This is a genomic window from Microcoleus sp. BM001215392, assembly GCF_036700185.1.
Lineage (GTDB): Bacteria > Cyanobacteriota > Cyanobacteriia > Cyanobacteriales > Microcoleaceae > Microcoleus.
The window spans coordinates 1-1,095 of the sequence record NZ_JAUBOJ010000748.1 but is presented as its reverse complement, the minus strand read 5'-3'; the positions used below and the strand labels follow the sequence as shown (position 1 = coordinate 1,095).

Genomic DNA, 1,095 nt, shown 5'->3' with positions numbered 1-1,095 from the left:
TGTCGATGCGTCCTCTGAGTATTTCGTCTCTGTCTTCTAGGAAGAGTTCAACTTCCGGTTCTGTGGTGACAAAGAAGGGTTCGTCGTATAAGCCTGCTAGGGTTAATAAGGGAGAAATAACTAAGTGATTGATGGTTCCTTCGGCTAAGGAACCGCGTTTTCGATGACGAATAAATCGGTTTTTAATTTGGTCTAATGTGGCTGTTTCTAAGTCGGTGAGTTCGGGTAAGTTTTGATTCCATTCAGGAAAGAACTCTGCATTTTCTGTAGGACGGAGATTAAATCTTTCTTCTAGGTTGTCTAAGCTGGTGATGGTTTTTGATATAGGTTTTGTCAGTACCATAATTGTTCTAATGCAAGCGAGGGTGGGTAATTGGTAGAGTGTGTTGGTGGAATCTATCTATATTATATGAGCTTAGGCGGCGATTTGGCTGGTGTTGATGTTGAGGTTCTCTAGGTCGATTTCGCCTGAGATGAGTCTGGGTAGGAGTAAGTCGCGGGTTGGGCGAAGATTGGCGTTTTTTAACAGTAGATTTTGAACTTGAGAAAACAGAGGTGCTGTGTACTTATCAAAAATTATAATGTAGTCCTATATCTGCAAATTTCCTTTCTTGATTCTTTCCTTAGTTAATCGCATTTCAACAATCAACTTCGGGATGGAACTCTTGATGCATTTTCAAAATGTTCGATCGCCGATAAGGATTTTTTAACTGCTTTTTTTCCACCAAATCTACACAACGATGAAATAAATGCTCTATCTCCTCCTGCATACTCAATAAATGAGACAGCGTGAGGCGGTGCGATCGCTCGCAACAGGGTGATCGCTCGCTGCAATCCCCGCGCCACCTTACCCGCCGTCGTCCCCTCCCAACACGACTCCGGCATCGGATTTAGCCAAGCTACATACCGCACCTTTGCCTTAATTTGCTGGAGAAACGCCGCTGTCAACTCCACCCTTTCCTCACTGTAACCCCCGCAATCGATTAATAACAGCAATTGCGATCGATTGACCCGGCGCGGCACCAACACCAGACTTAACAAAATGCCCTGTCGCCCAATCTGGTTAACTGTGGCTTCCACATCCAATTCTACAGG

The 1,095-nt window shown here is 44.6% G+C and carries 2 pseudogenes; both read right to left on the bottom strand.

What is annotated here, in order from left to right:
* A pseudogene (locus QT974_RS34625) lies at positions 1-343 on the bottom strand (type I restriction endonuclease subunit R); the annotation flags it as partial.
* A 302-nt stretch (positions 344-645) separates the two neighbouring features.
* Positions 646-1,095: pseudogene (locus QT974_RS34620) on the bottom strand (hypothetical protein); the annotation flags it as partial.